The organism is Rhizobium sp. BIGb0125 (assembly GCF_024810055.1).
Lineage (GTDB): Bacteria > Pseudomonadota > Alphaproteobacteria > Rhizobiales > Rhizobiaceae > Agrobacterium.
Genome location: NZ_JANUDV010000001.1, coordinates 416,093 through 442,698, shown reverse-complemented (window position 1 = coordinate 442,698; position 26,606 = coordinate 416,093). Strand labels below are relative to the sequence as shown.

The 26,606-nt window shown below is 53.9% G+C and carries 27 protein-coding genes and 1 tRNA gene; 16 read left to right on the top strand and 12 right to left on the bottom strand.

Features of this window, described 5'->3' with window-relative positions:
- Positions 1 to 414 precede the first annotated feature (414 nt).
- Complete coding sequence (locus M2418_RS02045) at positions 415 to 669, top strand: hypothetical protein (protein WP_259143442.1); 255 nt, start codon at positions 415 to 417, stop codon at positions 667 to 669.
- Entirely contained in the window at positions 659 to 1,087 is a 429-nt protein-coding gene (locus tag M2418_RS02040) for a hypothetical protein (RefSeq protein WP_259143441.1), read from the top strand. The genes M2418_RS02045 and M2418_RS02040 overlap by 11 nt, the downstream gene beginning before the upstream one ends.
- Here M2418_RS02040 and M2418_RS02035 read toward each other — a convergent pair.
- The 4 genes from M2418_RS02035 to M2418_RS02020 all read right to left on the bottom strand — a co-directional run bounded on the left by M2418_RS02035 (position 1,084) and on the right by M2418_RS02020 (position 5,846).
- Entirely contained in the window at positions 1,084 to 1,917 is an 834-nt protein-coding gene (locus tag M2418_RS02035) for a hypothetical protein (RefSeq protein WP_259143440.1), read from the bottom strand. The genes M2418_RS02040 and M2418_RS02035 overlap by 4 nt on opposite strands.
- Positions 1,918 to 2,090: 173 nt before the next feature.
- Complete coding sequence (locus M2418_RS02030; protein WP_259143439.1) at positions 2,091 to 3,809, bottom strand: tyrosine-type recombinase/integrase; 1,719 nt, start codon at positions 3,807 to 3,809, stop codon at positions 2,091 to 2,093.
- Positions 3,806 to 5,668, bottom strand: a complete 1,863-nt coding sequence (locus M2418_RS02025; protein ID WP_259143433.1) for a site-specific integrase — start codon at positions 5,666 to 5,668, stop codon at positions 3,806 to 3,808. The genes M2418_RS02030 and M2418_RS02025 overlap by 4 nt, the downstream gene beginning before the upstream one ends.
- Before the next feature lie 101 nt (positions 5,669 to 5,769).
- Positions 5,770 to 5,846 (bottom strand) — tRNA-Arg (locus tag M2418_RS02020).
- A gap of 341 nt (positions 5,847 to 6,187) precedes the next feature.
- On the opposite strand from M2418_RS02020, the gene M2418_RS02015 reads away from it, so the two are divergent.
- The 3 genes from M2418_RS02015 to M2418_RS02005 all read left to right on the top strand — a co-directional run bounded on the left by M2418_RS02015 (position 6,188) and on the right by M2418_RS02005 (position 8,358).
- Entirely contained in the window at positions 6,188 to 6,697 is a 510-nt protein-coding gene (locus M2418_RS02015; RefSeq protein WP_250982067.1) for a MarR family winged helix-turn-helix transcriptional regulator, read from the top strand.
- A 409-nt stretch (positions 6,698 to 7,106) separates the two neighbouring features.
- The gene (locus tag M2418_RS02010) at positions 7,107 to 7,970 is read left to right on the top strand and encodes a WecB/TagA/CpsF family glycosyltransferase (protein WP_259143431.1); all 864 of its coding nucleotides are present in this window, start codon (positions 7,107 to 7,109) and stop codon (positions 7,968 to 7,970) included.
- A gap of 178 nt (positions 7,971 to 8,148) precedes the next feature.
- Positions 8,149 to 8,358 (top strand): hypothetical protein, encoded by a 210-nt coding sequence (locus tag M2418_RS02005; RefSeq protein WP_259143428.1) that lies wholly within the window; start codon positions 8,149 to 8,151, stop codon positions 8,356 to 8,358.
- Between the two features lie 10 nt (positions 8,359 to 8,368).
- Here M2418_RS02005 and M2418_RS02000 read toward each other — a convergent pair whose 3' ends face one another.
- Together M2418_RS02000 and M2418_RS01995 are read right to left on the bottom strand one after the other, a co-directional pair.
- The gene (locus tag M2418_RS02000; protein WP_259143427.1) at positions 8,369 to 9,145 is read right to left on the bottom strand and encodes a polysaccharide deacetylase family protein; all 777 of its coding nucleotides are present in this window, start codon (positions 9,143 to 9,145) and stop codon (positions 8,369 to 8,371) included.
- Positions 9,138 to 10,451, bottom strand: a complete 1,314-nt coding sequence (locus tag M2418_RS01995; RefSeq protein WP_310503176.1) for an O-antigen ligase — start codon at positions 10,449 to 10,451, stop codon at positions 9,138 to 9,140. The genes M2418_RS02000 and M2418_RS01995 overlap by 8 nt, the downstream gene beginning before the upstream one ends.
- 353 nt (positions 10,452 to 10,804) lie before the next feature.
- On the opposite strand from M2418_RS01995, the gene M2418_RS01990 reads away from it, so the two are divergent.
- On the top strand, positions 10,805 to 12,046 hold the full coding sequence (locus M2418_RS01990; RefSeq protein WP_405049370.1) for a lipopolysaccharide biosynthesis protein: 1,242 nt from the start codon (positions 10,805 to 10,807) through the stop codon (positions 12,044 to 12,046).
- A 6-nt stretch (positions 12,047 to 12,052) separates the two neighbouring features.
- On the opposite strand, the gene M2418_RS01985 is transcribed toward M2418_RS01990, so the two are convergent.
- Both M2418_RS01985 and M2418_RS01980 read right to left on the bottom strand, forming a co-directional pair.
- A complete protein-coding gene (locus M2418_RS01985; protein WP_259143422.1) occupies positions 12,053 to 12,994 on the bottom strand; it encodes a glycosyltransferase family 2 protein in 942 nt (313 codons plus the stop codon).
- Positions 12,995 to 13,006: 12 nt separating this feature from the next.
- Positions 13,007 to 13,915: a glycosyltransferase gene (locus M2418_RS01980; RefSeq protein ID WP_259143420.1), complete on the bottom strand. Its 909-nt coding sequence runs from the start codon at positions 13,913 to 13,915 to the stop codon at positions 13,007 to 13,009.
- Between the two features lie 192 nt (positions 13,916 to 14,107).
- Between M2418_RS01980 and M2418_RS01975 the strand changes: the two genes are divergently transcribed.
- Positions 14,108 to 15,178 carry an endo-1,4-beta-xylanase gene (locus M2418_RS01975; protein WP_259143418.1) on the top strand — a complete coding sequence of 357 codons (1,071 nt, stop codon included), beginning with the start codon at positions 14,108 to 14,110 and terminating at the stop codon, positions 15,176 to 15,178.
- 3 nt (positions 15,179 to 15,181) lie between these two features.
- On the top strand, positions 15,182 to 16,252 hold the full coding sequence (locus M2418_RS01970) for a glycosyltransferase family 2 protein (protein WP_250982075.1): 1,071 nt from the start codon (positions 15,182 to 15,184) through the stop codon (positions 16,250 to 16,252).
- Here the strand turns inward: M2418_RS01970 and M2418_RS01965 are convergent, their stop codons facing one another.
- Positions 16,253 to 17,851, bottom strand: coding sequence for a GumC family protein (locus M2418_RS01965; protein WP_259143416.1), 1,599 nt, complete (start codon positions 17,849 to 17,851; stop codon positions 16,253 to 16,255). It abuts the gene before it with no gap.
- A gap of 331 nt (positions 17,852 to 18,182) precedes the next feature.
- On the opposite strand from M2418_RS01965, the gene M2418_RS01960 reads away from it, so the two are divergent.
- The 3 genes from M2418_RS01960 (at position 18,183) to M2418_RS01950 (ending at position 20,459) form a co-directional block, all read left to right on the top strand.
- The gene (locus M2418_RS01960) at positions 18,183 to 19,598 is read left to right on the top strand and encodes a phosphomannomutase (RefSeq protein WP_250982077.1); all 1,416 of its coding nucleotides are present in this window, start codon (positions 18,183 to 18,185) and stop codon (positions 19,596 to 19,598) included.
- Positions 19,599 to 19,692: 94 nt separating this feature from the next.
- Positions 19,693 to 20,094 carry a group II truncated hemoglobin gene (locus M2418_RS01955; RefSeq protein WP_259143414.1) on the top strand — a complete coding sequence of 134 codons (402 nt, stop codon included), beginning with the start codon at positions 19,693 to 19,695 and terminating at the stop codon, positions 20,092 to 20,094.
- Positions 20,091 to 20,459 carry a DUF423 domain-containing protein gene (locus M2418_RS01950; protein ID WP_250982079.1) on the top strand — a complete coding sequence of 123 codons (369 nt, stop codon included), beginning with the start codon at positions 20,091 to 20,093 and terminating at the stop codon, positions 20,457 to 20,459. The genes M2418_RS01955 and M2418_RS01950 overlap by 4 nt, the downstream gene beginning before the upstream one ends.
- Before the next feature lie 36 nt (positions 20,460 to 20,495).
- On the opposite strand, the gene M2418_RS01945 is transcribed toward M2418_RS01950, so the two are convergent.
- The 3 genes from M2418_RS01945 to M2418_RS01935 form a co-directional block, all read right to left on the bottom strand.
- Complete coding sequence (locus M2418_RS01945) at positions 20,496 to 20,771, bottom strand: hypothetical protein (protein WP_250982080.1); 276 nt, start codon at positions 20,769 to 20,771, stop codon at positions 20,496 to 20,498.
- A complete protein-coding gene (locus tag M2418_RS01940) occupies positions 20,752 to 21,177 on the bottom strand; it encodes a DUF2325 domain-containing protein (protein ID WP_259143413.1) in 426 nt (141 codons plus the stop codon). Before M2418_RS01940 ends, M2418_RS01945 begins: the two co-directional genes overlap by 20 nt.
- Before the next feature lie 148 nt (positions 21,178 to 21,325).
- Entirely contained in the window at positions 21,326 to 21,976 is a 651-nt protein-coding gene (locus tag M2418_RS01935) for a TetR family transcriptional regulator C-terminal domain-containing protein (protein WP_192488264.1), read from the bottom strand.
- A 267-nt stretch (positions 21,977 to 22,243) separates the two neighbouring features.
- On the opposite strand from M2418_RS01935, the gene M2418_RS01930 reads away from it, so the two are divergent.
- The 5 genes from M2418_RS01930 to M2418_RS01910 are packed head-to-tail and all read left to right on the top strand — an operon-like array spanning position 22,244 to position 26,591.
- The gene (locus M2418_RS01930) at positions 22,244 to 23,497 is read left to right on the top strand and encodes a Zn-dependent hydrolase (RefSeq protein WP_250982083.1); all 1,254 of its coding nucleotides are present in this window, start codon (positions 22,244 to 22,246) and stop codon (positions 23,495 to 23,497) included.
- Positions 23,494 to 24,948, top strand: a complete 1,455-nt coding sequence (gene hydA, locus M2418_RS01925; RefSeq protein ID WP_250982084.1) for a dihydropyrimidinase — start codon at positions 23,494 to 23,496, stop codon at positions 24,946 to 24,948. Before M2418_RS01930 ends, hydA begins: the two co-directional genes overlap by 4 nt.
- A gap of 1 nt (position 24,949) precedes the next feature.
- The gene (locus tag M2418_RS01920; RefSeq protein WP_259143412.1) at positions 24,950 to 25,381 is read left to right on the top strand and encodes an NUDIX domain-containing protein; all 432 of its coding nucleotides are present in this window, start codon (positions 24,950 to 24,952) and stop codon (positions 25,379 to 25,381) included.
- Between the two features lie 56 nt (positions 25,382 to 25,437).
- The gene (locus tag M2418_RS01915) at positions 25,438 to 25,800 is read left to right on the top strand and encodes a hypothetical protein (protein WP_259143411.1); all 363 of its coding nucleotides are present in this window, start codon (positions 25,438 to 25,440) and stop codon (positions 25,798 to 25,800) included.
- On the top strand, positions 25,797 to 26,591 hold the full coding sequence (locus tag M2418_RS01910; protein ID WP_259143409.1) for an ABC transporter ATP-binding protein: 795 nt from the start codon (positions 25,797 to 25,799) through the stop codon (positions 26,589 to 26,591). Before M2418_RS01915 ends, M2418_RS01910 begins: the two co-directional genes overlap by 4 nt.
- The last annotated feature ends 15 nt before the right edge of the window (positions 26,592 to 26,606 follow it).

Here is a 26,606-nt window from a genome sequence, read left to right as displayed (position 1 = left end):
CCTTTCGCACGCCCTTATGCAACCCCATCCAAATGATTTGCCGGACCTATACGCGCTGATCTGTGATGGTGACTGCATGGAGCCCCTTTACCAAAGTGGTCAGCCGCTGCTGTTTTCACGCATTGAAGCTTGCAAGCCCGGTGATGTTGTTGCCATCTATAGGGACCCTAGGTCAGTAGCCCCCGGTGAGAACCCCGTACTTCTCAAGAGGCTGATATCAAGTCCCCCGGCCTGCTTCTTCAATAAAGCCAGAGACATCTACGGACGCCCTAAGGGAGCGCTTCAAGGCAAAGTCATTGCCCGTATGCTAAACCCTGACAAATCCCTGATCATCGGAACTGAGGACGTACTGGGAATACACAAGTGCCTTGGCGCATTGGGCCCACATGATGTGCTATCTGGGGTGGTCTGACCATGCCGCGCCTCATCCCCCTAACGCGTGCCGTGGGATACATTGAGCGGCATCTCCTTGAGGTCTTCATCACGCCGGACGGCCTTGTGATCAAAGACGAAGCGGGTTTCTTCACGGGCCCTAATGCCAACCCTACAGCGCTAGCTGATGATGACGCATGGTTTGAAGAGCTTCAGGCCTTCCCAATCGCAGCTAACAAAATGGTGGACATCACGGCCATTCGCTTTTGGCTGGAGGGCACCAAGGATGCTCACTGAGCTTACGAAGCTGTTCCCGCCATCGGTTGACCTCTTTACCCTGAGCCGGCTCCCAGCGGCGAACGGTTTGCCACAAGGCTGGGCCTTCAAGCTGCCTATCGGGGACCAGACAGTAACCGCCGAGCTTTACCCAATGCGACCAAGGGAGCTGGGAGCCTACTTCATACGCTTGTCAAAAGGCCGTCCTGTGGACGACTGGGAAGCAGCTGCTATCGATGTGCTGGGTGACCTCATGGCTTTCGCCTTGATGGAGATTGTTGACATCTTCGAGAGCCAAGCTGAAAGCATTGCCGCAATGGTGCACAGGGTCTGGACTGAGGGTGTTATTGACGCCTTGGTGCCACACCTCAGGACCACTTATAGAACTACGGCAGACCTAAAGGCACTGCGCTGGGTGACCATGAAGGACGGCAGTTAGCCGCCCTCAGGCCCATCGAAAAGCCTAGGCCCAATGTCACGGCGGCGGGCTACATCCTGTAGATGCTTCAAAGTGCTGAGCGCTTTGACAGGCGTGAGGTTATCAATATCCAGCTTCATGAGCATTGAGATGGCATGAGGCGGCTCTCCGTTTATTTCGGCATGAGCTGCCCGCAATGCTTCATGCGCTTCGGCTGGAGTAAGGTGTCTCCGTGGGCTGTGGTCACCGCTTACCCCCTTGGGATACAGGATGGCACGAACTTTTTTGAAGTCATCCCAAGTAACTGAGTTGGCGGGGAGTTCGGGCAAACTCTCTCTTTCCTGCCAAGGACGGCCTTCAGCTTTGCGCCTTGCTAGCCACCGTCTCAATCCAGCTTTGGGAGCGTTAATACTCCACCAAATTTCCATCATCTCGCCCTCAGGGAGAAAGATGGCATCGTACCACCGCTTTGGGTCTACACATGCCAGCCGATCAAGGAATGTAACAATAAGAAGCGCCCCCAGCCTTTCTGGTTGTGCTTTCAGTGTGACGCGACTAGGGCGGGGGTCATCATCAAACCCATATTGAGCTAGTAGAAGCTTACGTTGCGTTGTGAACATTCGAAGCTCAACAGCTTCACTGAACATAACCCTCAATGCTGGACCGCAAGCTGTGAGTTCTGCGTTCAATTGCTCCTTGGTTCGGACACGGTTTGCAAGGATTTCTGGTGGCCTATTGCTCTCATCATGGTGATATTGTTGAACAGCCTTCCCAACCTCAGCAAGTTCCATTTGGATAGCCTCAAGGACGGCAGCAGATGCAGGCTCAGACAGACCTTCAAGTGTCAGCATCAAACATCCTCGCTCATCGCTGTGGCATCCTGCTGGCACATCGGTAATTGCTGTCATGCACAAGGCAGTCACTCAGGGCATTCTCTAAGGCTCGCTGCCAGTTGGCCTCATGCTGTTCGATTAAGATGATGCTCAAGATAATTAAGGGGCCAAGCATCCAATTCACGAAGAAGCTATTGGGGTGCATTCGTGCTACCCTCCTCTACGATGTACCGGGGAAATGTGCTGATTGCATCAACTTTGGTCTTTAGCGATACGGAACCATAAGACCGGCCTACGGAGGCAGGGGCATGCCCGCAGATGGCATCAAGCACTTTCTCCTGAATGCCAGCCTCAAAGCCGATACTCTTGAAGGTGTGCCGCCAGCCGTGGTTAGGTGCTACATTGGGGCCAGGCATGTACTTTCGAGCAAAGCGCTGCACGAGTGTCTTGCGGGTATTCCAAACGGTTCTGAATGCCTCATCCTCACGCTTCAGCTTCAGGAACAGGTAGTCACTCTTCACGCTCTTCACGAAGTCCAAGAAGCCCATCTCAATGAGGTGAGCATGTATAGGGACCACCCGAACCTCCTTGGTCTTGATGGTAAAAGCCTCAGGGGACAGCGTGAAGGTCCAGACCCCATCACTGCCCTTCTTGATGTCCTGCTTGCGTAGCTGTACGATTTCCCCAATGCGAGCCCCTGTGTAAGCACAGAGCCAAGGCACCCAGCGCCTAAGCAGATTGTTGGCTTGAAGCTTTGGCTTCTTGGCGAGCTCAAGGGAAGCACTAAGCAGCCGCCTTACTTCTTCATCCGTGAAGGTCTTCTCACGAAGCTTGGTCTTGCGGGATAGCCTTAGGCTTACGTCATTGGCTGGATTGAACGTAAGCAGCCTCTGCTCCACACCCCATTTGAAGATCGTCTTGAGAGGCCCAAGGTCAACCGTCTTGAATGACTGGGGAGCCAACATCTTCAACTGGTGTTTGCCTATTGGTGTCGAAAGCCGGTGAGCCTTGTACTTCTGGATATCCTCATGGGTAATCCTGCGGGCATCATCGTGACCAACAAACTCCTTGAGCCGCACAAAGCACGCCAGGTAGGTGCGATAGGTGGTGGACACCTTGCCAGCAAGCTGAGCCTCAGACCACCAGCTTTCCACGAGGCCCTCAAGCGATACGGCTCCCTTGATGGGAATTGGCCTGATGGGGCCTTGTGCTGCCTCTGGAGGCTCCCAGCCGGGAAAGCGGAGAGCATACTCATCAGGTCGATAATCCCCCGATGCTAACCGTGCCCTTGCTTGCAAAGCCATCGGCAACACATTGGCTAGCTCAACGATTAGCCTTTTCTTGCACAACTCGGTGACTTGCCAGATGCCAAGCTCACCCAGCAGGGCACCGGAAATATCATCGAATAAGCTACGCTGTATCGCCTCCCCCTCTGCTGCATAAAGCTCCTGAAGGAAGTCTCGGATAACTAGGAGGCGTCTGCTCTCAGCTTGAAAATCTGCAATCGCACCATGAGGCAACAGGCCATCCAAGGGAGGGACGTAATGCGCAGGAGGGGTGTAATCTGGATCACGAGACCACGCCGCATAGAAGATGCCAGCAACACCCATTATTTGACGGTGTGTCAGCTCCACAATGAAGCCTGACCTCAATCGACAGAAGAAATCATCCACATCATCCCAGAGCTTAGAGCCAATACGCTGGGCCTCCTGCTTGCTCCTTGTTGCAAGGGTGAGCCTCACATCGTTCGTGCGTTCCCTAAATGTTAGCTTGACTGATGTGCCCTGCACGGTGAGGCTCAAGGTTCGGCCAACGATTACCTGCCGTACATCATTCGGAATACGCCTCACGAAGTAATAGACTGGGCCACGTTGAAAGACACCACGGACCAAGCCGCGTTTCCCGGTCACTGACCTTTCCTCCTCTTTGCTTTCACTGGAGGTTTCCAATCCGGCAGCGCAGTGACGGCAGTGGGGGCTGTGATCTCACCTATAGCGTCCGCGAGAGAGGGAAGCCCAAAGCCATCCCCGTACTCCCTGCCAACACCGCCACCTCCTACATGTCCCGTGAGTGCATCACTGACTTCTGCCGTTAGTTTGGCATTACGCCCTAAGCGCTTGAAGGTATGGCGGAATGAGTGAAACACCTTGCTGGGCTCTAGGATGCCTATAGTCACCCTCAGATATCTGTTGAACCACTTGGACCAAGCAGTAGACCGGTATTTAGGATCTGCGGAATATAGCTCAGGCCACATGCTGCTATTGCCTTTGGCTCCACCACTAAGCAATCCTTCACGATAGCGCAGCAAGCCTAGCCGCAAGAGTTCGCTATGAAGAGGAACCTGCCGACGAGAGCTCACAGTTTTTACTGAGCGGTCCCCATCGGTATCAATATCAATAATCCATATGCCTGTTTCCGGGTCCTTCTTGAGGTCTGACAGCCGAAGCTGCGCAATCTCATTGAGACGGGCCCCGGTGAGAAGTGAGATAAGCGGAAGCCAGTAAGCCGCCTCTCCCCGACCACCTAAAGGTCTAGACCCATCCCTGTAAACAGGGGACGTGAAGATGGCATTGAGGTCAGCTTCAGTGAAAGGCTTACGGCGGTTCGGGTCATTTCGCTTATCGACCACAATAGTAAGCTTGGAGAAGGGGTTGGAGAAACCACTGATGCGGTCCATGTAGCCGTCCCTCTCAGCTGAGCTAACGAGCGCAACCAGAAGAGTGAGATATTTGTTCACGGTGTTGGCATGGAGCAGCTCAGTGCCCTTGCCTTGGGTACTCTCCACGAGTTGGCGGAAAGACATCTTCCTCTGTGCACCCTTTAGGCGCGTGGGCATGGCGGCCAAGGCATTACGAAAGTCCCTCGCCTTCTCCTTTGTGATATCACCTAGATGAAGATCGCCATGCCATTGCTTGAAGAACCGCACCACTCGCTCCGTCTCACGGACACTGCTAACGGTTGGCCTCTTGCCGCCTTTGGCTGGGCTCCCGGCTTTCCATTGTGCAAAGGCTTCTGAAAGTTTTGGACCAGGTTCAACCGGCTGCTCTGGCGCTGGGGTCTTTATCGTACTCCCTAATTGCCTTTCTTTCGAAGCTTCATAACCTCGGACATAGCCGCGCAGCATCGCTAGGCCAGCCTCTTGGTAGAACTCTGATTGGGGGTCTATCGGCAGGCGATTGTCTGTGAGGTAGCCATGAAGCTCTGTCTGGATGATGGAAATATCATACCTGGCCAAGGCACTCCGATAGTCGCCAAGGTATAAGTCCAGCTCCTCCCCATGGACCTCCAAGTGCAGCTTCTCCATGCCAAAACCAGAGAAGCGGATGCGCTCCATGTCCGGCCACTGGCTACGCTCATCAGGAGATTGAAGTTGCTTGCGGAAGTCACCCTGCTTTCTTGTCTGCTCATCCTTCTCCAGCACCCAGCGGAAGGCCCAAGCTTCTATGGTGCTCACATCAGGCAGCGGCGGGGAGTATTGGGCAGCGGTATCCGGGTGCTTATCTAGTAGCATAAGCTTGGCGGTTTCGAACAACTCGGTTGCCCTTAAGGCCTCCGCAAGGTCCCTGCGTTTCGCCGTCCTTTGGTCGTTCGTCCCAAGTGAGATCACGAGCTCACGCTTGAAACATCCTGTGTCTGGGTTGATGAGTTCCGGCAACCTAAGCCTTACGTCCTCAGGCGCTGGCTTTCCGGCCAGCTCAATGGGTAGCCGCTTTCGGAATTGATAAATGCCTGAACCACGACGCCTTTGCATATAGGTCATTCCTGCCATGGAGTGTAACACCCTTGTGCGATACCAATGTGTAGCAGATGGCAATCGCTAAGGTCATGAAACCTTAGATGTTTTGGCAGTTCAATGCATTAGGAAAATCGTGGCGCACCCGACAGGATTCGAACCTGTGACCTTTGGAATCGGAATCCAACACTCTATCCAGCTGAGCTACGGGTGCATCCGTAAGGGCGCTGAATCACCCTGAACTATGTTGGTTCTTAGACTAGGTTGCGCTTCGCATCAATGCGGAAAATGCAGCGAGTTGCATCACTCCACCCTTCAGCATGTATCTAGCCGTCATAGAGCAGGTTGTCGCATGAAACTGGCTAAGCCCGTGACTTCGCCAACAAAACCGCCGACTGCGCTACGAAGCGCATCGTTACCAAAATCACAAAATCATCAGGACATTACTATCAGAAATAGAGCAATATCGTTTATTTTTCATTCGTTATTAAACTTGTTCTAATAAAGATAATTCTGTAATTAATTAATATCACTATCGAATCAGAGGAGTCGATGATGGATGGGAATCTCGCATATGTAACTTCAAAGAGTAAAAGCAAGTATGCAGCGTCCCCCGACAAGCCGTCCTATGGGGGGAGTGATGTCGATTATTCCATACTGTCGGAGGCAGTATTATACCGTTTGCGTCGCGCACAGCTCGCTGTAGTTCAGGACTTTAATGACAGCCTGGCATCGATCGGGCTGCGGCCCGCGGATTTCTCGGTCCTTATCGTCGTGGCCAATAACACTGATCTCAAGCAAAGCGACGTTGCCGAGGCACTCGGCATACAAAGAGCAAACTTCGTTGCAATCATTGACAATTTGGAAGCCAAGGGGCTGCTGGCCCGCAGAAAATCAGACACGGATCGCCGGGTACATTTTCTGGATATGACACCTGATGGCCGCGAAATGCTCAGCAATCTCTCCGAGATCTGGAAACATAATGAGGAAAAGCTCATCAGCCGCCTTGGAGGAGAAAAGGCGCGCAATCAGCTGATCAATCTTCTACGACGCATAAAAGACTAAGGCATCTGCCCTAAAGTCACATTACAAACGACACGACTACCGTAGCCGTGTCGTTTCCGTTAAGAGCGGACCTCAGCCCCACCTTCCTGTGAGGCCCTTCCCCGCTAACCTCATTACATGCCTTCATGCACAGCCCTTGTGCGGTATGGTTAGCAAAAGATGAATACAAAATCCCCTTATGCTGTTTCACCTGTCCGTTTGGGAACATTTGACCAACTTAACGACAGGAAACGACCCACTTTCTTGGCTAAATAACGGTAAAAACGCTCGATTATACGAATTGGCGTAACTTGCAGTTAACTAGACCAACCCTTTCGCGTTGCAGTTTTGTATTTAGAGAGGCAGTAATATAGTTCGAAACGGGCCAATAACCGTTTAAATCCAAAATGATTTTGTGGGGATGAACACCATGCATGCAAAAGGCCAAGGGAGAAACTGGCCGACGATTGCACTCGCGAGATTGCAAGTCGTTAAAGCAGGCATGGAAGAATCGGCCGATGACTTCATCGAACGTGCCACCCCCACACGTGACCGCACTGCCCGCCCCTATTACTCCACATCTGCAAACGGCCAAGTCATCGCCGAATGTCACGGCAATCCTGCCTTTGAGCAGACCATTGTCGAGGCCGATGAAATCCATGCTGACGGCATGTCGCTCGTGCTCTTCACCCGCTGGTTCTGCAAACAGCAATTGCCGGAACGTGTCGCCACAACGGATCTTGTTCATGCCGTTGCCAAACGGGCAGAGAAGACGGGAACGCGGTTTTATTTCCTTGGTGCGACGCCACAGGTCAATGACGCCGCAGTTGCCAAAATGAAAGAGCTTTATCCTGATCTGATCTTTGCGGGTGCCCGCAATGGCTATTTTACTGCCGATCAGGAAGACGCCGTCATTGAAGAAGTCGTCAAATCAGGCACCGACATATTGTGGGTCGGCTTTGGCATTCCGCTTGAGCAGCAATTTGTCAGCCGCAATATCGACAAGCTGAAAGGCGTCGCCGTCATCAAGACCTGTGGCGGCCTGTTCGACTTCCTTGCCGGACGCAACAAACGTGCGCCACAATGGATGCAGGATATGGGGCTGGAATGGCTTCACCGCATGCTGCAGGAACCCCGCCGTTTGGGCAAACGCTATCTACTGACCAATCCGCTGGCGATCTATGCCCTGCTACAGCACCGTTTTTTTCCCAAGCGCGCGGCAGCTGCCAAAAAACTGCCGCGAACGAAGACCCGGCAGAACCCGAAACCCTACCAGATGAGCCAGCCCAAATAAGGTCTGGCTCTTTTCATTTCTGGAAAGTGGCTGAGACCCTAAGATTTGAAGGGTGACAATTAGACCGGTTTGCAGGCGTTCCGGGCGTTCTTCAATGTTGCCGCATTTCCATGATTGATATAATTTTAATCAATAACTCGGTAAATGAATTTTCTAACGTCCATAGTGGGAAACGACAATGCTCACGACCATTTCGCTTGTTATTTATGTGATCGGCACCGCAATTTCGCTGACCATGACGTATCTGGAAGGTGTGAAGAAGGGCCGCGAATGGGATGTCATGCGCGTCATGGGTCTGGCACTTTGCTTTATCTGGCCAGCCCTGATTGTCGTCATGCTTGTGGTCATTAGTGCCTCAGGCCTCAAAATGAAGCTGGCAAGGCACTAACCAAAACCAACTATACCTTGGCAGCCCGCTTCGTCTCTACGAGGCCAAGCTCCTCCAGCGCCGCATCGACAGTCAGAATGCGGCAACCGGCAGCAACCGACCTTTGCACAAGCGATTGCAGACGCTCCTTTGGGCATCCGTAAAATGATGGATTGTCCGAGACGTCATGCGTGAAGAAAATCAGCCAGCCGGGATTTTCAATCGCCGAATTCAGCCAATAATCTGCAGTTTCCAGAAAATGCGGATCAGGACGAAGTTCGACCGCCAGCAGATGGTAGAGATCGGTATTCTCGCGATTGACGCCAGGCAAAATGCCGCGTGATGAACGGAAGCGTCGCTTCAGCATTGGCTGCGATGGCAAATAAGCCTTTCCAAACGGTACTGAGAAATTGCGTGGCGTCTGACGCTGGTCGAAACTTGAAAGCACTTCGCCATTGCGTGTCAGATCGTTATCCAACTCCTGCTTCGAAAAGCTAATCAGTTTGCGGTGAGAATATGTGTGGCAGGCAAGCTCATGCCCGCGCGCGGCAAGTTCTCTGCAGTCGGCAGTGGTTGCCATCTGCTCGCCATTGTCGACCGTATCGATAAAACTGGCAGAGATATAAAACGTACCCTTCCCGCCGGCATCTTCCAGGATCTGCGCACCAGCCCTGCTTGCCGTCTGCGGAATGTCGTCAAACGTAAAGGACACGATTGGTGTGCGGGTCTGCACATTCACACGCTTCGTTGGAATATGCCGGACAAGACGGTTGGAAATTCTCTCAAACAGCGTTCCCTTGCTAGACATGGGTTATGTGCCTTTCCGGATAACGTTGTTTCGAAGAACTTGAAGCAACATTTGCCTCACAGAGTTGGTCATGTGCCTGATGATGCATACAATAGATTGCAATCAACATTGACGACCAGATGGGACCAGTCCCAGTGAAAAAATTGCTTTCAAGGCAAGCTGAAAGCAGAGCGAAGATCCACATACGGGCAAACAGCCGGTTCAAATCCGGCGCTGCACCGTTCTGGATAGCCTTGGTAAGATCGCGTGCTGGCAGGATAACCAGCCAGATGCAGGTGAGAACGAAAGCCGGCAGACCGCCATTCAACAGACTTTCAATGTAACCGTTATGGGCGTGCGCCGCACCAACCGCCCATGTCTCATGAACTGCAAATTGGTCCAGCAAGGCGGTGGTGTTCCAGAAGGACTGGAACCCCTGCCCGAAAATCGGTGAATGGAAAAAGGTGACGAATGACAGTTCCCAGATATCCGTACGTCCGGTGAATGTCGCGTCGACGCCAAGGCTCTCAACCACATCGCGGATCGAGCTGGAGAAGGTAGAGCCCACCGCAAACAGGTTCAAAAGACCGATCAGGCCACCCACAACCAGCAGAACCTGCCGCGGGTGCCGTTCCAGCCACCAGGACAATATCAGCGTAACAGGCAAAAGCATGGCGGCTGTTTTACCATTGGTCTTCATCAAAAAGACGAAGGCCAGCAACGTGACGATCGTTCCCTTCCATTTGGACCAGGAACCGCGCAGGTAAAGTCCAAAAAACACCAGCATGATCATGGCTGGTGCAGCGGCATTTTTGTGGTTGAACACACCACGCCAGTCCCCGGCAAGCGCCGGTTCTGACAGGTCATAGGCTTGATGAATGGATCGTGCTGGCAGAAAGATGACACCGGCATAACAGACCAGCAGCAACACGCTGGACGCTATGGCCAGCAAACGCGCAAACTGCTGGCGATCAGACGGAAGTACCGCAATGATGCTGGTGATGAGGCACAAAAGGCCGGTAAAAACCAGGCGCTGGATGGCCGTGCCTGGCTGACTGCCCAGCACGGACGCAATCAACATCCAGCCAAACAACAAAAATATCGGCAAGCGCGGTTTCAGCAAAAGGCCAAGAAGCTGGTAGCGCATTGCAAACAGCAAAAGCACGCCGGTAATGGCAAGGCCAACAAGCTGGTTCAGCGCATTGGAACCACCAGAAGCAGTCGCAAGATTTTCAAATGGTCGAACGGAGATCCACAAGTACAGAAACACGGCTACGAACAAAAAACCGACAAGCCACCGCGGTCGCTCGGAGACGTCATCCGACATAGAAACATCATCCATGTCAGTTAAACGTGCCATAAGGTCCTGCTGTGGTGACGTTAATGTTCATAAAGCCGTTTTCAATTTACCTGATCTTGCTGACTACTGAGCTATCGACCTGAAATACAGAATCATTTTCTCAGAGATACGATACATAAGCCCCAGTAACCATAAAAACATGAAGCTCTTTAACTCTCTCTTACCGTCAGGCAGTTAAGGTCAGAAGTCAAAACTCAATTCGGGTCTGGCAGGGCGTTGTCGCGTGACTGAAGCCAGATATCCGGATGTGCGGCACAGACGCCGGAAAACAGGAGCAGGACGTGAATACGTCAAACTATAATTTCCGACGTTTGCTGCAAATGGCCCTGTCTTACTCGGCGTCCGGTGGTGCACTGCTGATGTCGAGCGCTGCCCAGCTTTTGACATTCGCCCTGCTCGCCCGCCATCTCGGCGTAGAACAGTTCGCACTGTTTGCCTCGATTACCGCCGTCACCAATCTTGGCGTGCAAATCTGCGGTATCGGCTCCAACGAAACACTGATCCGCCGTGTGGCGCAGGATCGCTCTTCCTATCCGATGATGCTGGGTCATGCCTACATTCTCAGCGCTGCATCCGGCGGCCTGCTGTTTCTGATTGGCATGATCACCATACCGGTGTTTTTCCCGACTTCTCCGCTGCTGGTCGATACGCTCATCACCGCCGCACTGATCTTGTTCACCAACCTCATTCTGTTGAAAGTGGTGTCGCTATCGACGCAGAGCTTTATCGCTCACTCCGAATTTGCCTCGGCAAACAAGCTGGAAGTGCTGTTTGCGATAACCCGGACCATTGCTGCGGTTGGCGCATGTCTGGTTTTCAATGTCACGACCGTGGAAGGCTGGGCACTGTGGAACTTTGCGGCTCACGCCATCACAGCCGTCATCTGCCTCAAGGCCACCAAAAGGCTGGGCGCGCCGCTGTTTACGATCGTGCGTGAAGAAATCCGTATCGGCATCCTGTTCTCGACCCAGTTTTTCTTCAAGGCTGTGCGCGGTAATGCCGACATCCTGATACTCGGCGCTTTGGCCAGTGCAGAAATTCTCGGCAGCTATTCGATTGCACGTCGTATTCTGGACAGCTCCTACCTTTCTGTAGAAGCGCTCAATCGCCTGATCTATCCGGGCTCCGCGTCGCTTGCCATGCAGGGCATGGGCAAGACCATTGAACGCGCCAAGGGTATTTTGAAAGCAGCACTTATTATCGCTATCGGCAGCGCCGGTGTCATCACCATTTTTGCGCCACTTCTGCCGCTGTTGTTCGGCCAGGAATATGTGTCCCTGCCAACCCTCACCCGGATCCTCTGCTGGGCGGTGCTGCCTATGGCGGTCGCAGCCACGGCGCTCGAGGCATTGGGGGCTTCGGGACACCAGAATATCCGCGCAAAAATCTGGAACAGCGGCAACCTCATCGGTTCGCTGCTGGTGGCGCTGACCACCTGGGCCTTCGGCATTTATGGAACGCTTGGCAGCTATTTCATCGTCGAAATCGGCATTGCCTTGGCCGTATGGATGGCTCTGCTCAGCCTGCGCAATTCTCCTTCGCCTGCACAGGCAAGCGCCTGAACCGGCTTATGATTGCGGTTTTGCCTTATAGGGCGACAGCGTAATACCGATGCTGGCAAGAACACGGCCGACCGAAAGCAAAACCGGGTGTGTGGCAACCAGCGGCTGGCCGGTTTTTGCAAACACCGAGACGGCACGCACGAGCGACAGTCCAAGGCTTATGACATTCTTGGCCTGCAACAGCACCGCTCCCTGCAGGCCGGGCCTGCGGGCACGATCAATCGAATAGTTGATGATGCCGGTACGCAGTGAGCGTGTCATGATCCATTTGGGTTCCATACGCTCAACCGGCACGAACTCGGTGATGATGGCTTCCGCACTCCAGCCAAAACGCAAGCCGGAGCGTTTGCTGCGTGTGAAGAAATCCATGTCGCCGCCACCGAGAAAGTTGAACTGTACGTCAAATTGCGGCTTTTCCAGTCTCTCGAAAACCCGTTTGGACAGCAGGCAATTTCCAGAGCCGTGGATCATATCGACAGGGCCGGTTTTTGCCTCGATCGAACCAAATAGCGGATGTAGCTCCACCCCCTTGGAAGCGGGCTTGTCAAAGGCGCGTATGACTGGACCGCCGACAATGTCGACACCAAGCGTTTCAGCCGTGCGCACCATATTGGCGAGCCAAATGGGCGATGCGATCTCGTCATCATCGATCATCAAAAAGTAAGATGCAGAGGGATAAAGGCTGCGCGCTTTGGCAAAGGCCGAGTTGATGGCGTAACAATTGCCCTGCTGCGGTTCAACAAATGCCTGCCCCAACATGCCTGTATCAGCAAGAAAGCTTTGCGTGACCGCCAGAGCCTCTTGACCGACGCCATCATTGTCAATGACCACGATGGCAAAGGAAAAATCGACCTGTTGTGTGGCGAGCGACGCCAGCGTCTTTTTCAAACCGTCCGGCCGGCGAAAACTTGGAATACAGACAACGGCGTGAGGAGCCTGAGTGGTCATAAAATCTAACTCCTACAGTCCAGCGAGCGCAGCAGCCGAAAACAGCAATGCGCGCTTGGCCTGTCTTGGCCGGTGAATTAAAGTATCGCTTAATGCCATGAATGCTTTCCCATATCGGTGCGCACGTATGTCTTGGGCAATCGTATAAGCATTCATATGCCCTTCCGCCTTCTGCCGCAGGGCTTTTACCCGCTCGGACGGCAGATCTGCCAGAATGGACGGGTCATTAAAAATCGCGTCAATGACAGGAATACAATCGGCAAACTCCAGCGTCTTGGACATCATCACGCTTGAGGTGTGGACACGGTAATCGAGCACATGCGCGCCTTCGACATATCGGAACGGTCCTCTGGCCGCCAGCAGACACCAGCCATGCCAGTCTTCGCCGTAGCGCAAGGTTTCGTCAAAGCCGCCAACCGCACGAAACACTGCCGTCTTGACCAGCATGATGCCGCCATTGACAATAAAATTGCCGCTGACCAGATTTTCCAGAATGTGACCTGAAGGCTTGCTGCGTTTGCGGATCAGATTGCGCCTGCCGATTTTTTCGCCCTGCTCATTTATCCGCTCATAGTCGCCATAGATGGCAACGTCGTCAGCGCAGTCTGCACCTGCAAGCAAGGTGGCAAAAGCTCCCTCACGCAACCGGTCATCGGCATCGAGAAACAGTGTCCATTCACCCGAGGCTTTTGAAAGACCGAAATTGCGAACCGCCGACACGCCCTTTCGCCCGTAAGGTCTGGTCAGCAACGTGACGCGCGGGTCTGTAATTGCCTTAACAACTGCAGCCGTTCCATCCGTCGAACCATCGTCGACTACGATCACTTGCCCGGCCAGCGGACCTTGCGCCAGCACGCTGTTGATGGCTTCGCCGATAAAGGCTTCACCATTGCGAACAGGAATGACGACGGACACGGACATGGGTGATTTCTGGCCAAATAATAAAACTGGCGGCAGCATGCGCAGAGGGAAGTTACTACGGCATTAAATGAAAAACTGCCGATATATCATGCCAAACAGGGCGTTAACTTCATTTCACAAGAAAACCCTCCGGTAAACAATAGTCTGTTATTATCCGTCCCATCAAAAGACAAAGCGGAGCAGGTGCCGAGAATGTTTGGCAGAAGAGATTTTTTGCGCACAGCAACAGCAGCAGGTCTGTCACTGACAGCAGCTGGTTCATCTTTCGCCAAATCGACCAAGACCGACAGTAAACTTATCCCCTATGGCGCTGCGGTCTATCTGCCGGACATGCAGGCGGATTCTCGGGTTGGCGAAGCCGTCCTGCAATATTGCTCGCGCATCACGCCCGTCAATGAAATGAAGTGGGACGCCATGCGTCCCTCCCCTGACGCATATGATTTTACCGCGGTGGATGCGATTGCCGACTTCGCCCGCCAGAACAAGCTGACCATGCATGGACACCCGCTGGTGTGGTATGCAGCGCTGCCAAGCTGGATATCGTCAGTCAGTGGTGCAGCCGCCGTTGAAAAGCTGATGGAAGATCATATCAACACTACTGTCGCCCGTTATAAGGACGTGACGCGAAGCTGGGATGTTGTGAACGAACCAATCCCCGACGCCGCAGATGGCCCAAAAGCCCGTCGTGATGGCTTCTGGTTCGAGAACCTTGGCAACGACCATATCGCCAAGGCGTTTCGTTATGCCCATGCGGCAGACCCAACAGCACAACTTGTCCTCAACGAATACGACATTGAATTTTCGATCCGCAACTCACCCAATAAGCGCGCGGCCTTCCGCGATCTCGTACTGGAACTGCTGGATCAGGACGTACCGATCCATGCCATCGGTTTGCAGGGTCATCTGCGTGGCGGCTGGCCAATTGCCAAACAGGAACTGGCCGCCTTTGTCAGCGAAATGCGCGGACATGGCCTTAAGGTTCTGGTGACCGAGCTTGATGTGATGGACCATGAACTGCCGGAACCAGCAGAGGAACGCGACGCAATTATTTCAGCACAGGTCAAGGACTTCCTCGAGGCCGCATCGGAAGGCGGCCCTCTCGATTCCATCACCACCTGGGGCATTTCCGACCAGTACAGCTGGATACGTTGGGCCTATCCGCGCAAGGATGGCACGGTCAATCGACCATTGCCGCTGGACTGGAGTTTCCAGCCGAAATCCATGTTGTCCGTTATCAACGAATTCCGTAATCGCGGTGCATAATCCATGAGTGCTGATCTGCCGCCCGTCCAAACTGCCCTTCAAATCAATATGCATCCATTTGATGCGCAGCATGTCATCCACACATTGCCGCATCAGATCCGGGTATGGGAAAATCAGGTCGACCGCATTTTGCTGACGGTTGATACCGGACAGGTCAATGCTGGCCGCTACAAGGGACAGGGCTTTGACGCGGCCAAGGCACGGTTATTTGCATTTCTGGAAAGCCTGAGGATCAAGCATCCCAAACTGCATATCGACACTGTCGACTATGGCACAGAAGCACACCGAAAACTCGGGCAACTGTTCTTTTCCAGGGCTCCGCATTATCCCGATAAGGCATTCGATGGCGGCCCTTTCTATGTGTATTTTTATGGGCTCATGCGCGCCAACGCCCGTTACGTGCTGCACATGGACAGCGACATGCTGTTTGGCGGCGCCAGCCAAACATGGATAAGCGAAGCCATCGCCCAGCTTGAAGCACAACCAAACGTATTGGTCGTGTGCCCCTTCTCCGGCCCACCGAAAGATGGTGGCGACATGAGCCTTTCACTGCATGTTGGGATGCCCGGGGTAAAGCACATTCTTCGTGCAGAAAAACTGCAGCTGGACAGTCCCGCCTGGCGTTTCCCGACTGTCAGCACGCGCATTTTCATGATCGACATGCAACGGTTTGCTGACCGCATCGGCTCGCTGGACCTGCTGCGCCCCGACCTCAAGCGCCGCATACGCTCCTATGCCTTTAACCAGAAGCCGATTTCCATGCCGGCAGAAGAAGCCCTGAGCACCAATATGATTGCCAGGGATCTCTATCGGTTGGACTATATGGGAACCGGCCAGGGTATGTACTCACTGCACCCACCCTATCGCTCGCCGCAGTTTTACGCGGCCTTGCCATCACTGATCAAACGCATTGAAGCGGGCGATATCCCGGAAAGCCAGCGCGGAGATTTCGACATCAATTCGTCGATGGTCGACTGGAGTTCGGCAATTGCCGCCAAAAGCCGTTCCAAACGCTATCTCAAGGCGCTCAAGCACCTGATCTCCGCCAATATGGAACGATTTTCGCGAAAATAATCAGGCGCGCGTGGCAGAAGCTGGGGCAAATCCGTAACTGCCGCGCAGATAACGCCACGCACCAAACGTCAATGCCAGGCCAATTCCGAGGAACAGTCCGGCAAAACCACCCAAGATTATCAGCGTCATTTTACCGGGAGGCCAGCTGCGGAAGTTTGGCGCAACCGCACGGGAAATAACCCGGACGTTGGTGGAGTTGATGGCCTGCTGTTCGGCAATCTGGCGCGATCGCGTCAGATAGGTTTCATAAATTGCAGCAACGGTTCTTGCATCGCGTTCAAGATCACGCAGTTTCACCTGCGCATCATTGTCGGTAAACACATTGGCACGTTCGGCAACAGCCTTCTGGCGCAATGCATCCAGTGAAGACCGTGATTCAGCAACGCTGGTTTTGACGGTTTCGAGAATACGCTGCGCTTCCTGCGTAAACCCCTGTTCCAGCATCGCCTTTTCTGCATTCGCAGTCGCAATGCGTGGATGGCGGCTGCCATAGGTCATGGTCATCGCGCCGATCTGCTGCTGTAAGATGCTGTATTGCTCGCGGATCGTGTTCATCGTCTCGCTGTCAAAAATGGCAGAACTCGCCACACGCTGTTGCGAAATGGCCTGCTCCATCTGCTTCAGTCGCGATTCTTCCTGAATAAGCCGCTGTTGCGCAGAAAGTACCTGTGCATTCAGTTCACCAGACAACTGGTTACTGACCAGTTCACCATTATTGACCTGCAAGCCGTTCTGCCGCTTGAACTCCTCGACCTTCTTTTCCGCTTCCGTCACATTGACGCGCAATTCCTCAAGGCGGGTGTTCAGGTCATCGGCGACACGACGACTGCCTTCAGACGTTGTCTGGAACAGTTCATTCTCAAACGCATTGATGATGGCGTTGGAAAGCGTCACCGACTTTTCGGGGTTTGCTGACCAGACAGCCACCGTCACGACAAACGAACGTGGGTCGCGTTCGGCGACCACCCGGTCGCCCAATGCACGCAATGCTCCAATGCTGTTGTCGCCTTCTTCCGGCGGACGGGACAGCAACATTTTGAAGCGTTCAATCGGGGTAGGGTTGATAAATTCCGGGTCTTTGTCCAGCTTGAGTTCGCTCACAACCTGCGACAGCACGTTGCGGGATGTCAGGGTTCGCAGCTTGCTTTCGACTTCAAGGATTTGTGTATCGCGCTGCGGGCTGACCGAAAACACACCATCATTGATCACGTTGAGGTTGGATGGGTTAACGATGATATCGGTGTAGGCGGTGTAACGCTGTGGTGTCATTGCCGAATAGGCAAGCGCTGCACCAACACAAGCGATGATCGCCAGAATGATCCATATGATGCCGTCCCGCAGCCACGACAGAATATCACCGATACCAATGCGATCGATGAAGTTGATGCCGGGGAAATAACCGGCAAATGCAGATTGTTGCGGACGGATAACGTAAGGTTGTTGCGGCTCCGGCCTTAGTGCGGACCGTTCAGATTCCGTATATGACGGCTTATCGGATTCGACATTCAGATAGGCGTCAAGCAGCGATCCCTGCGGCCGCGGAGCTTCTTCCATGGGCGAGTGAGCCTGTTTGTCTTTCGCTTTTCCAAGCTTGTACATCCGCTCTTCCAACACACTCCATGATCAACACTCAGCCGTCCCACAAATGGACAGGCAAAGCTTACGCACCAACGATTTGGCAAAATTGCGCAAAACCGCACACGTCATTTCTAGGTCATCATCATGAATATTGAGTTACTTTAGTTAAAACTTGAAAGGCTGGCTTTTAGCAACGACCAAACATTTTGTTGCTCTTGCAAAGCAGATGGGCCAGAAAATGTGGTAATGTGCGCCAACATGGATGCTGGAACCTAACCGGGTTTAATTCATTTAAAAATCTGGACAAAATTCAATTTAGCTGCGTCGCAGCGCAAATGTGGAACGAGGGATTATGAGCCTGAAATTCGGAACGAGTGGTCTTCGCGGCCTCTCAGTCGACCTCGAAGGCAGCGCTTCTGCCGTTTACGCAACTGCCTTTGCAAAACACCTGATTGCTGCTGGTCTTGCCAAGACAGGGTCACCCATATTGATCGGGCGCGACTTTCGTGCGTCCAGCCCTTCCATCGCAGAAACCTGCATTGGCGCGTTGACGCGCGCGGGTTTCAAGCCGATTGACTGCGGCACAGTGCCGACCCCGGCTTTGGCGCTTCACGCCATGTCGCTTGATGCGCCAGCCTTGATGATCACAGGCTCCCATATTCCGGCTGACCGTAACGGCATCAAATTTTATCGCCCGGATGGCGAGATCGACAAGCAGGATGAGACCGCTATTGCTGCGCAAGCCGAAAAGGTGGAGCAGGAACTCCGCGATCTGACGCCCGGAACGGCAGAAGACCAATCGGCCAAGACGGCAAAGCTGTTCTATGACCGCAACATCGCTCTGCTCCCTGAAAACGCGCTCGCAGGTCTGAAGATCGGCGTCTATCAGCACAGCACGGTCGCTCGGGATTTGTTTGTCGACGTTCTCAGCCATTATGGTGCCGACGTAGTAGCTCTCGGACGCTCTGAGACATTCATTCCCGTCGACACGGAAGCAGTTTCTGACGAGACGTTAAAACTCCTGAAAAAATGGGCTTACCAGCAAACGCTCGATGCCATTGTTTCCGCCGACGGTGATGGCGACCGCCCTCTGCTCGCCGATGAAAACGGCACGCCTTTGCGTGGCGACCTGATTGGCCTCATCACTGCTGGTTTCCTCGGTGCCAAAGCTGTCGTCACCCCGGTCACGTCCAACTCCGGTATCGAAGCGAGCGGTGACTTCGATGTTGTCCGCACCAAGGTGGGCTCGCCCTTCGTCATTGCAGGCATGAACGACGCACTAGCGGCGGGCAAGGATGCAGTCATGGGCTTTGAAGCCAATGGCGGCCTGCTGACGGCCTCGACGTTCACCATCAACGGATACAGCCTTTCACCGCTGCCAACCCGTGACAGTTTCCTGCCGATCCTCGCCGTTCTGTCGCTTGCCGCTGAGCGCAAACAAACACTCTCGGCACTGGCAGAAACATATAATCTGCCCGTTGCAGCAGCCGATAGGCTGGAGAATTTTGCCCAGGAAAAAAGTGCTGCCCTAATGGCGCATTTGCGTGCCTCCGGGGACAATCTGGCTGGTTTTCTTGCATCAGTCGGCAAGGTACAGTCCACCAGTGACATAGATGGACTTCGTGTTACCCTGACCGACGGAAGCACCATTCACTTCCGCCCATCCGGAAACGCGCCAGAGATGCGCTGCTACGTGGAAGCCGCCAACGAGCAGGACGCTGAAACGCTGTTGAAAAAGGGCTTGAACCTCATCCGTAATTTCGGCTGAGGTCACCCTGCGAAATTGCCGCATCCCCTGTTTCACTGTTGCGCTTGCGTTTTGTTAGCGCAATAAGTGCGGCAACCAACAAGGGATGACGGTCTTGAGCGATGAAACCATCACGCTGTATCAGGCGATTGGCGGCGACGAGACCGTCCGCGCGCTGACGAAACGGTTTTACGAATTGATGGATACCATGCCGGAAGCGGCCCGCTGCCGTGCCATCCATCCACCTGATTTGTCCAAAAGTGAAAGCAAGTTTTACGACTACCTGACCGGCTATCTTGGCGGACCACCGGTCTATGTCGAAAAATATGGCCACCCGATGCTGCGCCGTCGCCATTTCGTGGCACCGATTGGTCCGGCCGAACGGGATGAGTGGCTGCTGTGCTTCCGGCTTGCTATGGAAGAGACCATCGCTAACTCCAAATTGCGCGACATCATCTGGCGGCCGGTCGAACAGCTCGCTCTGCATATGCAAAATCAGGAAGAAAATCCATCATGACCGCACATGACCGGTTGCGCCCCGTGGCACTTTTCCTCGGTGGTATTCTTGGTGCTGCCGGTGTCGCCTTGGCGGCAGCGGCCACCCATACCGGCGAAACCTATATGCTGGGCAATGCGTCAGCGATGAGCCTTGCTCATGCGCCTGTCCTCGTTGCACTGTTCATCGGATGGAATACTGTCAGAACAGCAATGCCCGCCAGCCTTTTATTGGGCCTGGGAACGCTGATCTTCGTTGGCGATCTAGTATCACGCCACTTCTCAGGAAGCAGCCTTTTCCCGATGGCGGCGCCATCAGGGGGCCTTGGCATGATCGGTGGATGGCTGGTTCTCGCCGCGGGTGCTTTCTTCAAGGTCAGAACCTGAGCCAGGAAAGCACTCCGATATTGCAAGAGTAACGTTCTACCGCTTGTACCAGCGAAACTTCAGAATATTACCGCCATTTTCCGCATCCGCGCCGAGATCGGCCGGAATGTCACCGCCGGGATGGCGTGCCCTCAAATAGGGAAAGAGCAATATGTTGGTCTTTTCCCGTGCGGCGCGGGAGCGTCTCTCACGCTCGCCGATAATTTCATGCATATCAGGTAGAAACCCTTCGCCATTGCTGGCTGCGATCTTGTGCAGATCGGCAAGGTCGTCGTTCAAAGATAATGAACTGTCACTGTGCTCTTCGCTCATTGCTGGTATTCCGCTCATTCATCGTCTGCAGCGCCCGCTCCAGACTGGATTTGCTACCGTTGCGCAGCGGAATAAACGTCTTGCCGAATTTCTTGCAGCCCGACTTCACCCGCAGACACGCATCATGACTAATACAGTCGATGGGGCAGAAAACGCAGTCGACAGAGTGAAGCAGTGTATCGATACGCGAGACGGCCTCACGTAACCCGCCATCGTGATGGATCAGTTCAGCATCGAAGTTGCTGGCAATCTGGCGAAGATGTGCAACCTGGCAGTCGCGGCCGCCAACATAAAGAAAGCTTTTCGGGCCGGCAGCGACCTGTTCATTGGCGGAAACTACAGATTGAGACTGACTTGCAGCAGACTTGCCACCACGTTCAGCTTTCTTCTTGTCTTTCCGCGCCATGCCTCACCTTTATGTTGTTTAACACACCCTGAATCGTCGGGGTTGCCGGCACCATAATAAAGGTGAGTTTTCGAGTAAAGTATAAAGTTGATGATTTACGTCATGATTTTTCACCTGACGCATTTTTCAACCGTAAATATATATCGTATCACGCGCTCAATGGCTTGATGTTGAGGCCGCCGACGAACAACTGTTCGAGATAACGCGCCGCATCTTCAAAGCGCCCCTCCCCGTCATTTTCCTTGCCGAGCACGGCACGCACCTGCACGTCAAAGTCGGCATAATGCTGGGTTGTCGACCATATCGAGAAAATCAGGTGGTAAGGATCACACTTGGTCATCAGCCCCGCCTTGATCCACACACGAATGACCTCGGCCTTTTCATCGACCAGTTCTTTCAGCGGGCCCTTCAATTCATCTTCAATATGCGGTGCGCCTTGCAGGATTTCATTGGCAAACAGTCGGCTTTCACGCGGAAAGTCCCGTGCCATTTCCAACTTGCGACGAATATAAGACCGGATTTCCGTTTCAGGATTACCGTCCGCATTAAACGCCCGCAGCGGATCCAGCCATGTGTCGAGCACCCTTTCGATCAGGCCGCGATGCATCGCTTCCTTGGTGCGAAAATAATAGAGCAGATTGGGTTTGGACATTCCCGCCACTTCGGCAATCTGGTCTATTGTGGTGCCGCGGAAACCATGAACGGAAAATACATCCAGTGCCGCTTCCAGAATTGCTTCCTGTTTCTCTTCCTGAATACGGGTGCGTTTTTGGGTTTTTGCGGCACGTGGAATGGCCATGGGCTTCCTGTTTCTTTTAAATGCAATTGCCAACCAGCAATGACTAGAAAATTGGCATGGTCTATAGTTTAGGCATTATTTGCGGATTTTACCATTGAAATTCACGACGCAGGGTAAATCAGCAGATCGAAAATTCACAATGTTTACCAAGCGGTCAATTTATCAAACATCGCTGGCAACGGGCAATCCGCGAAAAAGAATTGTGAAAAATCAGGAATGGCATGCCCCTTGCGTCAGTAATATCAAACAGGTGAGGAAAAGATAAGAATGGTGGCAGCACCGGGACAAAATATGCGGATCAATGCCGACAGGCTTTGGGATGCATTGGAAGACATGGCGAAGATCGGCCCTGGCATTGCTGGCGGCAACAATCGCCAGACATTGACGGATGAAGATGGCGAAGGTCGCCACCTGTTTAAATCATGGTGCGAAGCTGCCGGCATGACGGTTGGCGTCGACCAGATGGGCAGCATGTTTGCCACCCGCCCCGGCTCCGATCCGGATGCCCTGCCGGTCTATATCGGCAGTCACCTCGACACCCAGCCGACAGGTGGCAAATATGACGGTGTTCTCGGCGTATTGGCGGGGCTTGAGGTTGTGCGCAGCCTCAATGATCTGAACATCAGAACCAAACATCCGGTTGTTGTTACCAACTGGGCCAATGAGGAAGGCGCGCGCTTCGCCCCAGCCATGCTGGCGTCAGGCGTATTTGCTGGCGTGCATTCGCTTGACTACGCCTATGGTCGAAAGGACCCGGACGGTAAAACCTACGGCGATGAGCTGAAACGTATCGGCTGGCTTGGCGAGGAAGAGGTCGGTGCACGCAAGATGCACGCCTATTTCGAATACCACATTGAACAGGGACCCATTCTGGAGGCCGAAAACCGGCAGATTGGCGTGGTCACCCACGGCCAAGGCCTGTGGTGGCTGGAAGTGACGTTGACAGGCAAAGAAGCCCACACCGGCTCGACGCCGATGGATATGCGCGTCAATGCCGGGCTGGCAATGGGACGCATTCTGGAAATGGTTCAGGGCGTTGCAATGGACCATCAACCCGGTGCAGTCGGCGGGGTTGGCCAGGTCTTTTTCTCCCCGAACTCCCGTAACGTCCTGCCAGGCAAAGTCGTATTTACCATCGACATCCGCACACCGGATCAGGCAAAACTTGACAGCATGCGCGCGCATATCGAAGCCGCAGCACCAAAAATCGCCGCCGATCTTGGCGTTGGTTGCTCTATCGAGGCCATTGGCCACTTCGACCCTGTAACCTTTGACCCAACTCTGGTGAACTGCGTGCGTAATGCGGCGGAACACCTCGGCTACAGCCACATGGATATCATTTCCGGCGCCGGTCACGACGCCTGCTGGACCGCCAAAGTCGCGCCAACCACCATGATCATGTGCCCCTGCGTTGATGGGCTGTCCCACAATGAAGCCGAAGCCATCTCGAAAGAATGGGCTGCGGCCGGTGCGGATGTCCTGCTGCATGCAGTGTTAGAAACAGCGGAGATTGCAGAATGACCACAGTCATCAAGGGTGGCACCATCGTCACAGCCGATCTCAGCTACCGGTCCGATGTGAAGATCGACGACGGCAAGATTATTGAAATCGGCACCGACCTCTCCGGCGACGTGGTGCTGGACGCCTCCGATTGCTACGTGATGCCGGGCGGTATCGACCCGCATGTCCATCTCGAAATGCCCTTCATGGGCACCTATTCGGCGGATGATTTTGAAAGCGGCACAAGAGCGGCTCTGGCAGGCGGCACCACCATGGTGGTCGATTTTTGCCTGCCTGAACCCGGCCAGTCACTGTTGGATGCTTTGCAGCGCTGGGACAACAAGACGACCCGCGCCAATTGCGATTATTCCTTCCACATGGCGATTACCTGGTGGGGCGAACAGGTCTTCAACGAAATGAAGACCATCGTTCAGGACAAGGGCATCAACAGCTTCAAACACTTCATGGCCTACAAAGGCGCATTGATGGTCAATGATGACGAGATGTTTGCCTCCTTCCAGCGATGCGCTGAACTGGGCGCCCTGCCCTTCGTCCATGCTGAAAACGGCGACATCGTTGCCCAGATGCAGGAAAAATTGATTGCCGAAGGCAATTCCGGACCGGAAGCCCATGCCTATTCCCGACCGCCCGAGGTTGAAGGTGAGGCCACCAACCGCGCCATCGTCATCGCGGACATGGCAGGTTCGCCTGTCTATATCGTGCACACCTCCTGTGAACAAAGCCATGAAGCGATCCGGCGCGCGCGCCAGAAGGGGATGCGTGCCTACGGTGAACCGCTGATCCAGCACTTGGTTCTGGATGAAAGCGAATATTTCGACAAGGACTGGGATCATGCCGCCCGTCGCGTCATGTCACCACCATTCCGAAACAAACAACATCAGGATAGCCTGTGGGCTGGCCTGTCCAGCGGCTCACTGTCGTGTGTTGCGACCGACCACTGCGCCTTCACGACAGAGCAGAAACGCAATGGCATAGGTGATTTTCGCAAGATACCAAACGGCACCGGCGGCCTTGAAGACCGCATGCCACTTTTATGGACCCACGGCGTAACGACTGGACGCCTGACCATGAATGAATTTGTGGCAGTGACCTCCACCAATATCGCCAAGATCCTCAACATCTACCCGCGCAAGGGCGCTATTCTGGTTGGCGCCGATGCCGATATCGTTGTCTGGGACCCCAAACGGGAAAAGACCATCTCGGCTGCTCAACAACAATCCGCCATCGACTACAATGTGTTCGAGGGCCGGAAGGTCAAAGGCCTGCCCCGCTTCACCCTGACAAGAGGTGTTGTTTCTATTGAAGAAAACACCATCAAGAACCGTGAGGGACATGGCAAATTTATCGCCCGCGATCCGTTCACAGCAACGGGCAAGGCGCTCTCGACATGGAAAGAACTGACCGCACCACGCAAGGTGGAACGATCAGGCATTCCGGCAAGTGGAGTGTAACATGAGCGACGATACAACACGCGAAATCATTATCTCCGCTGCAATTCTTCTCAACGAAAAGCAGGAAATGCTCGTGGTGCGCAAACGCGGCACCGGCCAGTTCATGCAGCCCGGCGGCAAGATCGACGCCGGCGAAACGCCCGGTCAGGCGCTGTGCCGCGAACTGTCAGAGGAGATTTCTCTCGATCTCGACGAAAGCGCCTTCTCCTATCAGGGCGTCTACCGGGAAATGGCAGCCAACGAACCGGGCGCCACCGTTGTTGCCCATGCCTTTGTCGCCATGCTCAACCAAGACGTCACCCCGCAGGCAGAAATCGAAGATGTCCGCTGGCTTCCCATTCACGGGCAAAGCCCGCTGCCTCTAGCGAAACTGACAGAGTTCCACATGTTGCCGCTCGCCAGAAAGGCGCTTGGCAGCAACACACCGTATTAAGCAGGACAGTCCGCAAACACGTCAAAACGCAAATTTCACAACAGGTTGGATCAGTCATGGCCAGAATTCTGATGTTGATTGCATTGCCTTTATTGTCTGCCACCACAGCCATGAGCGCCACCTTCCTGGATGGCGCTTATGGAGAAAAGGAAGGCTGCCGCTATTCCAAAACCGGGGAATCCAGCGGAGCCGATATCTTCTTCCTGCTGAATGACGACGGCATCACCACCTCGACCGCCTATTGCGCGTTTTCAGGCACAGCCGAGAAGACCTCGTCCGGTTTCCGCATTGAAACCCAATGCGAAAGCGAAGGGGAACAGGGCGACAAGGAAATGGTCGATCTGACCAAAAGCACCAAGGGTTACACGATCCGTTTCAAGGATGGCACAAGCTGGGGACCGCTTCCGAAATGCCGATGACAGTACCTTCTTCATACTCCGTTGTTTCCGCCCAAAACCTCGGCCTCACCTTTGAAACGGGTGATGGTCCGGTGCACGCTCTCTCCAACGTCAATCTGGAGGTCAAGAAAGGAGATTTTGTCTCCTTCATTGGCCCATCCGGTTGTGGCAAGACGACATTTTTGCGAGTGATCGCCGATCTGGAAAAACACACCTCTGGCGATATCACCGTCAATGGCACGACACCGGAAAATGCCCGCAAGGATCGCTCCTACGGCTATGTATTTCAGGCCGCCGCCCTTTACCCCTGGCGCAGCATCGAAAAAAACATTGCCTTGCCGCTGGAAATCATGGGCTACACCAAGGCCGAGCAGCAGAGCCGCATTGAGCGCACGCTGAACCTCGTCAACCTCAATGGCTTTGGCAAAAAATATCCATGGCAGCTTTCCGGCGGCATGCAGCAACGCGCATCGATCGCCCGCGCATTGGCCTTCGACGCAGACCTTCTGCTGATGGACGAACCATTTGGCGCGTTGGATGAAATCGTACGCGACCACCTCAACGAACAGCTTTTGAAGCTTTGGGACAGGACAGGCAAAACCATCTGCTTCGTCACCCACTCCATTCCGGAAGCGGTCTACCTCTCCACCAAGATCGTTGTCATGTCACCGCGCCCCGGCCGCGTAACCGACGTCATTGAATCAACTCTTCCACGCGAACGGCCACTCGATATTCGCGAGAGCCCGGAATTCCTGGAAATCGCCCACCGGGTCCGCGAAGGTCTGAAAGCGGGGCACAGCTATGAGGAGTAGTCTATTTTCCGCCTT